Source organism: Chloroflexus sp. MS-CIW-1, from assembly GCF_030444705.1.
GTDB lineage: Bacteria > Chloroflexota > Chloroflexia > Chloroflexales > Chloroflexaceae > Chloroflexus.
The window spans coordinates 1,019,756-1,027,500 of record NZ_JAUBWR010000001.1 but is presented as its reverse complement, the minus strand read 5'-3'; the positions used below and the strand labels follow the sequence as shown (position 1 = coordinate 1,027,500).

Genomic DNA, 7,745 nt, shown 5'->3' with positions numbered 1-7,745 from the left:
CTACCCCTCTGTAACAAATCGCCTCTTGCTCGGTAGCATCGCGAGCGATCTCCTGTTTGTCTTCTGGTGTATTACGTTTGGTGGCCCTGCTGCTCTAACGGTCGTGCAGGGGATCGGTGCCCTACGCGCCTGGCGCTACCGTTTCTACTCGCTATGGCCAGCGTTCTTACCGGCAATTATTGGCTTTATCTTATTCCTGGGGGCCGGGAACGCGATGACGTTCACCACACCCACGACACTTGCACCGGTTGGTAGCCTCCTGCTCAGTCTCGTTGTTGTTGCAGCCCTGATCTGGTTTGGGGACAGGCGCAATCTAGCCGCCCGTGAGTGGCGTGCTCGCTACGATCATCTGCGGCGTGAACAGAAGCAACAAGTCGCCAATCTTGAAGAATCGAACAACGAACTGCGTGATCGTCTGCGCCGAATGGAAGCCCTTGGTGAGAGTTTACGCGCTATCAGTAGCTCGCTCAGCCTGGATGACGTTTTGCATCAAATCCTCGACTCGCTCACTCATATGCTGGGCGTGCAGCGTATTGATGATGTCGCACTGACTCTGGCGCGACCCACTGGTCTGGAACATCGCCTCCTCCATGCGAGTGAACATCAGGCTGATTGGGCAACCGTATTGGCGCAGACCGTCATGAACAGTAAGCGGCCCGTTTCGCTCGATGGATTTCAAATCACGCAACAACCGGAATGGCAGCCATTGGCTGCGCATCAATTTCGGGCTGCGCTTAGCGTACCATTATTTGATCCCGACCAACCCGATCACATTCGTGGTACCCTCAGTGTTGTAAGCCGACAGGTCACCACATTTTCACCTGCTGAAGAACGACATCTGACCTCGTTTAGTATTCAGGCGATGATCGCCATTCGTAACGCTGAATTCCATGTACAATTGAGCCGTCAACAGGCGGTACTCAGTGCTGTTTTACACGACATGGCCGATGGCCTGATTGTGTACGATCAGCAGGGAACGGTCTACCTCGACAACGCGGTAGCCCGTCAGATTATTGCGCAGAGTATGGCGCGCAGTGGTAATCTGGCGAACCGTCTGATCGAACTTGCTCTTCGTGTCCATCACGAGGGGAATTCGCTGAGCCAGGAGATTGTGGATGGCGAAACCGAACAGGCGCGGTTCTATCACGTTCATGCGACCCTGGTAAACCCCTCGGCCGATACCCGACTGGCTGTTCTGGTCTTACACGATGTGACGGATCAAAAGGGAGAGGAACGGCAACGTCGTGAGTTTATTGCGAAATTAGCCCACGAGCTGCGTAACCCGCTGAATACGCTCAAAGGGTTTCTCGCTATTGTCTTGAAAGAGAGCGACAACGTTGGGAAGCTCACCGAACGTCAACGTGAGTTTCTGGGTGAGGTGGAAGATAGCGCCAATCGCTTGAAAAAACGGGTTGAAGAACTCATTGAGATCAATCGCAACGGGACCAATCAGCTTAAGTTGCGTCCGATACGGGCAAATATCATCGATCTCATTATTACCACGTGCATCAAACAACAGCAGCAGGCTCACGAGAAGGGTATCGATCTGCGCTGGGATGTACCCGAGCAGTTACCCGATGTAATCATCGATGAGGAGCGCATTAGTCAGGTTCTGACGAATCTGATCGAAAATGCGATCAAGGCCACACCCAACGGTGGAAAGATCGTCGTGAGTGCCGAGCAGCATTCCCAAGGCATCTACGTACATGTGACAGATACCGGTGTAGGGATTCCAGCCGATCAGATTGAGAAGGTATTTCTCCCCTTCTACCAGGTCGATAACGGGATACCGGTGAAAAAGACGCATCTTGGCCTGGGACTGGCAATCTGTAAACAGTTTGTAGAAGCCCATGGCGGCAAGATATGGATTGCGCACAGTGAGGTAGGAAAAGGGACACGCTTCTCGTTCTCTCTGCCATTACCAGATAAAGACACATTTGATATGCTAGTTAATCGTCATGCGTCTGTATGACTTTATAGCAATTGTATGTGAAACACGATATATTTTGTAGCGATCAATATCTAGTATTTCTGCAACTCTTTTAACGATTTCCTACGTAAGCAAAAAATGCACTTTCTGCTTCTGCACGATTGTTGGGGGAAACGACGTGAAGATTGCGCTCATTGCTCTACCTGGTAAACAACAAAACCGGCTACCACCGCTCACCCTGGCATACATCGCGGCAATCCTTGAGCAGCGGCGCGCCATCGTGCGTCTCTACGATCGTGCGCTCGAGTCGGCAGGAAGTTGGAACGATATTCGACGACGGTTACAGACATTTCAACCCCAACGAATGATCATTGCCGGCGATGATAGCCGTATCATCGAACAGGCTGTTACCTATTTTCATCAGACCTACCCTGACATCTTACCCCTGCTCGTTCAACGGAGTGGGAGTGAAGCGCCAACAATCGTCAACCATGTGATGGCCTGGCTTGATAGTGATAATACCGATACGACCACCGAACTGTCAGCCGATGCACTCCCTTATCCGGCCCGTCATCTGCTCTCACTCGAACGCTACGCCCTACGTGCGCCGGGTGGTGAAGTACAAACACCGGTAGTCATCGGGTGGTCTGACCGCGGTAAATGGGTCATGCGTTCACCGCACGCTATCGGACAAGAGATTCAGGCCGTGATGGCCGAGTTTGGGATTCGGAATGTGCTCTTTTGTGAACCTGAGTTGACGATTGACCAAAGCTGGCTGAACGATCTGCTTGATTACTTCATTAAGGCCAACCTCAATGTCAGATGGCAAGCTACCGTTACCCTTGAGCACTTACGCGAAGAAACATTGCCGCGGCTGGCGCAGGCCGGCTGCGAAGCACTGACGTTTTCGATTGCGGCAAGCAGTATGTTCGATTCAGTGCAGCGTCGCCATCAGGTGCAGAAACTGATAACCAGTGCTGGTGAGCTGGGTATCTATACCCATGCAACCGTGTTGCTCGAACCCCCCTACGAGGCGATTGCCCGCCTGATTGACGTTGCTGCGACGTTCGGTCTCAACGATGTCTCGTTTGAACTTATGCAGACGCTGCGAGTTGGTGATGATGAACAACAGATACAGCGCTTTGCGCGTCAACGGTATCAGCAAGGGCGTAGCCGACAGCGCCTGATTGATCGTTTTGGCCCGGCATTGGGTAGTTTGCTTTGGCAATTGCGCGTGCAGCATCTGGCCGAAGATGAGTAGGGCGTGGCAGATCAAGCTCATACTGGGCCGATCATCAACGACGTCAACCACTGCCCAACGTAGCGCAACATTTCCTCTCATCTTGCTGATATTTGCCGCACCGGTACACCTCGCTCGGCCAGGTATTGCTTGACATCGGCAATCGAGTAGTCGCCGAAGTGGAAGATTGAAGCCGCCAGCACGGCATCAGCTCCCCCTTCAACGATCCCGCGATACGTATCGTGTGGCGAACCAACTCCCCCCGATGCGATCACGGGTACCGACGCTATAGCGGTGATTGCCTGCAACAGCTCAAGATCGTAACCGGTACGCGCACCGTCGGCGTCCATACTGTTAATGCAGATTTCGCCGGCGCCCAATTCGATCCCCCGCTTGATCCACTCGATAGCATCAAGACCGGTTGGACGTGGATTAGCCCCGGTATGGGTGAAGACTTCCCAGCGCGGTGGCTCGCCAGGTGCATTGACCCGCCGAGCGTCCACCGATAGTACGATGCACTGACTACCAAAGCGCCGCGCACCCTCGGCGATCAATTGTGGGTTGTAGACCGCAGCCGTGTTCAGGCTCACCTTATCGGCGCCGGCCCGCAGCATTCGATACATATCTTCAACACTGCGTAACCCGCCACCAACAGTCAGCGGAATAAAGACCTCAGCGGCAGTTCGTTCAACCACCTCAACCATGATCGCCCGCTCGTCACTCGAGGCGGTAATATCGTAAAAGACCAGCTCATCGGCGCCAGCAGCATTGTACGCCGCGGCCAACTCTACTGGATCACCGGCGTCGCGATGATTGAGGAATTTCACCCCTTTAACCACTCGCCCTGCTTTCACATCGAGGCAGGGGATGATACGTCGTGTCAGCATATGTCACCTTTTCTTCCAGTTACTGGTATTACTTCGGCCGAACCTGCCCACGCCGACCACGCTCTTCAACCGGTGTTGTTGTCGCCGCTTCAGTCACCTGCTTGTTCTGCACTTCATCAATCAACAACTGGGTTGCCCGTACTGCCCAGAGGGCAAGAAATGATACGCTGAAGAGGAGAAATGGAACAATAAGTACCAGACTGCTCACCACTAAGATGATCCCCATCAAGAGCATAGTAACCAGGGTATACAGCGGTCGCATAAGGATGAGCAGGAGGGCATTACGGGCAATCTGTCGTAGTGAAGGTTGATCGAGCAAAACCATCAGTGGGAAAGCATAGATAATGAGTGCTGACCAGAGCATAAACAGGTAGAGAAAAAAGCCAATCAGCACACCTCCAAGCAAGCCGGGAACACCAGAATAGAACGCCAGATTCCACAAAATCAAGGCTAGACCGGCCATCCAGCTTCCGTACAGACGCCAGGCAGGCAGGGCATACGCCCGCATCCCGGCAAAAAAGTCGGTTAGCTTGCAGGCCCTACCTTCTATGATCCGCTTGCTCAGAGCGTACAGGCCGGCAAAGGCCGGCGCTGCGGGTAATACACCAGCCAATGCTGCTGCCGCTGCCGGTAGCGCGGCATTACTCACCATCGCGACGCAAGCAACACTGAAAAGGGGCACACTCAGCGCTGCCCAGATAATGTTGGCAAAGGTAAGTAGGAGGAACTCGTCGAACAGGTCACGCAGAGCACTCCAGAATACGCGAAACGGTGCTGTTATTGCTGATGTACTGATGATTGGACGTCGGTTATCCATACCAAAACCATGATAACCCAGACGGCGAGGTATAAACGCTGGGGAGGCAGATAACACGTAAGCGTTACAACTACCGTGATCCTGGGCAGCTATCGGGTAAGCTGTTCTCTAGCCGAATAGGAGGGGCAGGTTTCAGAGCCGAACCCCTCTTGCGTGTGAGATATTCTTCTCAATTATACCTGAAGTCATTCCTTCTATGGCGCATCCTCGGCCCACAGTACCACAACACGTCGTTCATCAAATGCGAACAAACCATGATCTAACGGCGCCTCACTGAGTGAACGCCACCCCACCACTTCATTCCCGTGAATGTCGTAGACGGCAAAACCACCGCTCACTGCACCATTGGTAAAAAAGCGTGCTCTAGCATCGAGCAGCGCCAGGACCCGTCTGGCTAGCTCGGTTGCCTGTGCTTCGGGAACAATCTCATCAGGATACGCCAGATCATGAGCAATAATATGGGTTGCAATCTTGAGTGCAATCCGTCGCGGTATCTCGATCCAATGTTTACCAAGCGGCTGAAAATCAAGTTCACGCGCTACTGCATCGAGAACGGTGTACGGATCAGATGGTGGCCGGTACAACCGAAAAGCAGCTCCGATGAGCGGATAACTCGCGGCGCGGGCCGTTTCGATAGCTACCCATAGCCCTTCGATTTCCGGATCGGTCTCAAGGCTTATTATTGATTGCGCCATAATACCTCACTTCGTTAGAACCTGTTACAGGTGCAATAATAGCAAATTCGGGCGCTATGGTAACAGTCGTCGTGCAGTGAATGTTGGTGACAGTGGTATGATTGAAAGAGTGGGGAATATCAGAACACCGCGATGAGTGTTTGCAAAGAGGAGATGCCACTTCATGAACGAACCTACTACCGCCACTCTTGATCGGTTGTGCGCTAACGCGATACGGGCGTTGGCTATTGACGCAGTCCAACAGGCCAATAGTGGACATCCCGGTATGCCGTTGGGAATGGCAGATGCTGCCTATGTGCTCTGGACGCGCTTTCTCAAGCACAATCCAAGTGATCCGCACTGGCCGAACCGTGATCGGTTCGTCCTTTCTGCTGGCCATGGGTCAATGCTGCTGTATGCGTTACTTCACCTCACCGGCTACGATCTCGCGCTTGACGACCTGAAGCAGTTTCGGCAATGGGGCAGTCGAACGCCCGGTCATCCCGAATACCACGAAACACCTGGTGTTGAAATGACGACCGGTCCGCTTGGGCAGGGCTTTGCCACCGCCGTCGGGATGGCCATCGCCGAACGCTGGCTCGCAACCAAATTCAATCGGGCCGGGTTTCCCATCGTTGATCATTACACCTACGTTATCGCCAGTGATGGCGATTTGATGGAAGGGATTTCGCACGAAGCAGCCAGCCTGGCCGGGCATTTGCGGTTAGGCAAGCTGATCGTCCTGTACGATAGCAACGATATTTCTCTGGTTGGACCAACCAAACTATCCTGGAGCGAAAACGTCGCCGACCGGTTTGCCGCCTATGGCTGGCAGGTCTTGTATGCCGATGGTCATACGATGTCGTCGGTTGCCCTAGCGCTGGCAGAAGCGATCGCCGATGACCAACGCCCATCGCTCATTATTACCCGTACCATTATTGGGTATGCAAGCCCGCGCGCAGGGAGCCATAAAGCGCACGGCGAACCACTGGGCGTCGAAGGTGTCAAAGCGACCAAAGAGGTATTAGGATGGCCAACAGAACCATCCTTCTACGTACCACCTGAAGTCTACGAACATATGCATCTGGCCGTAGAGGTTGGTGAAGCGCGTCAGCGTGAATGGGAGGCGATGCTGAACCGTTACCGGGCTTCATACCCTGATCTGGCGGCTGAATGGGATCTGCTGCAACAAGGTGGACTGCCGGCGAACTGGCAAGCAGCGTTGCCGGTCTTTCCGCCTGATCCGAAAGCAAAAGGCACGCGGGTTGCTTCAGGGGCAGTGTTGCAAGCGCTGGCACCCATCCTGCCAGGTCTTCTCGGTGGTTCAGCCGATCTCCACACGTCGGATTTTACGTATCTTGAAGGCTTTGGCTCAATCAGTGGCGACAACTTTCAGGCCCGTAACCTGCATTTCGGTGTGCGCGAGCACGCGATGGGCGCTATTCTCAATGGGATGGCACTCCATGGCGGGATTATTCCGTATGGCGGTACCTTTCTGGTATTTAGCGACTACATGCGCCCATCCATTCGTCTGGCAGCGTTGATGAAATTACGGGTCATTTATGTCTTCACCCACGATAGTATCGGTGTTGGTGAAGATGGACCAACGCACCAGCCGGTTGAGCATTTAGTTGCGTTGCGTGCTATTCCTAATGTATTGGTTGTGCGTCCGGCAGATGCAAATGAGGTAGCAATGGCCTGGCGCTTAGCCCTTCAGCGGACCGATGGGCCAACAGCGATTATTCTGTCACGCCAGAACGTGCCGACCCTCGACCGGAGTGGGCTGGGTGCTGCCGAAGGTGTCCTCCGTGGCGGGTATATTTTGCGTGATGCCGAGTCGGCGCAGGCACTGATCATTGCAACCGGCTCAGAAGTGGCAGTGGCCCTTGCTGCTGCCGATCAACTCGAAGCGGAAGGGATCGCGGTACGAGTCGTGAGTATGCCCTGTCGTGAACTCTTCGATCAGCAAGAGGCAGGGTACCGCGAGAAGGTCCTCCCCTCATCGATACCAGTACGGGTAGCGATTGAAGCCGGACGGTCTCTCGGTTGGGAACGCTATGTCGGCTGTGAAGGGACAATTATCGGCGTGGATCGGTTTGGGGCATCGGCACCATTTCAACGCATCTATACTGAGTTTGGTCTGACTGTTGAACGGATTGTTGCCGTTGTGAAGCAACGTCTCTCGGCTACAGCTTGA

6 protein-coding genes (1 of these 6 cut by a window edge) are annotated in these 7,745 nt (G+C 53.8%); 3 read left to right on the top strand and 3 right to left on the bottom strand.

Going from position 1 to position 7,745, the window contains the following annotated elements; genetic code table 11:
- On the top strand, window positions 1-1,972 hold the 3' portion of the coding sequence (locus tag QTO31_RS04085) for an ATP-binding protein (RefSeq protein ID WP_301428182.1). Its footprint begins 170 nt before the window's first position; 1,972 of the gene's 2,142 nt are visible here — the last part of the coding sequence; the start codon falls outside the window, past its left edge; it ends in the stop codon at window positions 1,970-1,972.
- 136 nt (window positions 1,973-2,108) lie between these two features.
- Complete coding sequence (locus tag QTO31_RS04080) at window positions 2,109-3,191, top strand: B12-binding domain-containing radical SAM protein (RefSeq protein ID WP_031460946.1); 1,083 nt, start codon at window positions 2,109-2,111, stop codon at window positions 3,189-3,191.
- Between the two features lie 77 nt (window positions 3,192-3,268).
- Here QTO31_RS04080 and hisF read toward each other — a convergent pair whose 3' ends face one another.
- The 3 genes from hisF to QTO31_RS04065 form a co-directional block, all read right to left on the bottom strand.
- Window positions 3,269-4,057, bottom strand: a complete 789-nt coding sequence (gene hisF, locus QTO31_RS04075; protein WP_301428181.1) for an imidazole glycerol phosphate synthase subunit HisF — start codon at window positions 4,055-4,057, stop codon at window positions 3,269-3,271.
- Window positions 4,058-4,085: 28 nt separating this feature from the next.
- On the bottom strand, window positions 4,086-4,874 hold the full coding sequence (locus QTO31_RS04070) for a hypothetical protein (protein ID WP_301428180.1): 789 nt from the start codon (window positions 4,872-4,874) through the stop codon (window positions 4,086-4,088).
- A gap of 194 nt (window positions 4,875-5,068) precedes the next feature.
- The gene (locus QTO31_RS04065; RefSeq protein ID WP_028458017.1) at window positions 5,069-5,569 is read right to left on the bottom strand and encodes a hypothetical protein; all 501 of its coding nucleotides are present in this window, start codon (window positions 5,567-5,569) and stop codon (window positions 5,069-5,071) included.
- A 163-nt stretch (window positions 5,570-5,732) separates the two neighbouring features.
- Here QTO31_RS04065 and tkt point away from each other — a divergent pair, with 163 nt between their 5' ends.
- Window positions 5,733-7,745: a transketolase gene (gene tkt / locus QTO31_RS04060; RefSeq protein WP_301428179.1), complete on the top strand. Its 2,013-nt coding sequence runs from the start codon at window positions 5,733-5,735 to the stop codon at window positions 7,743-7,745.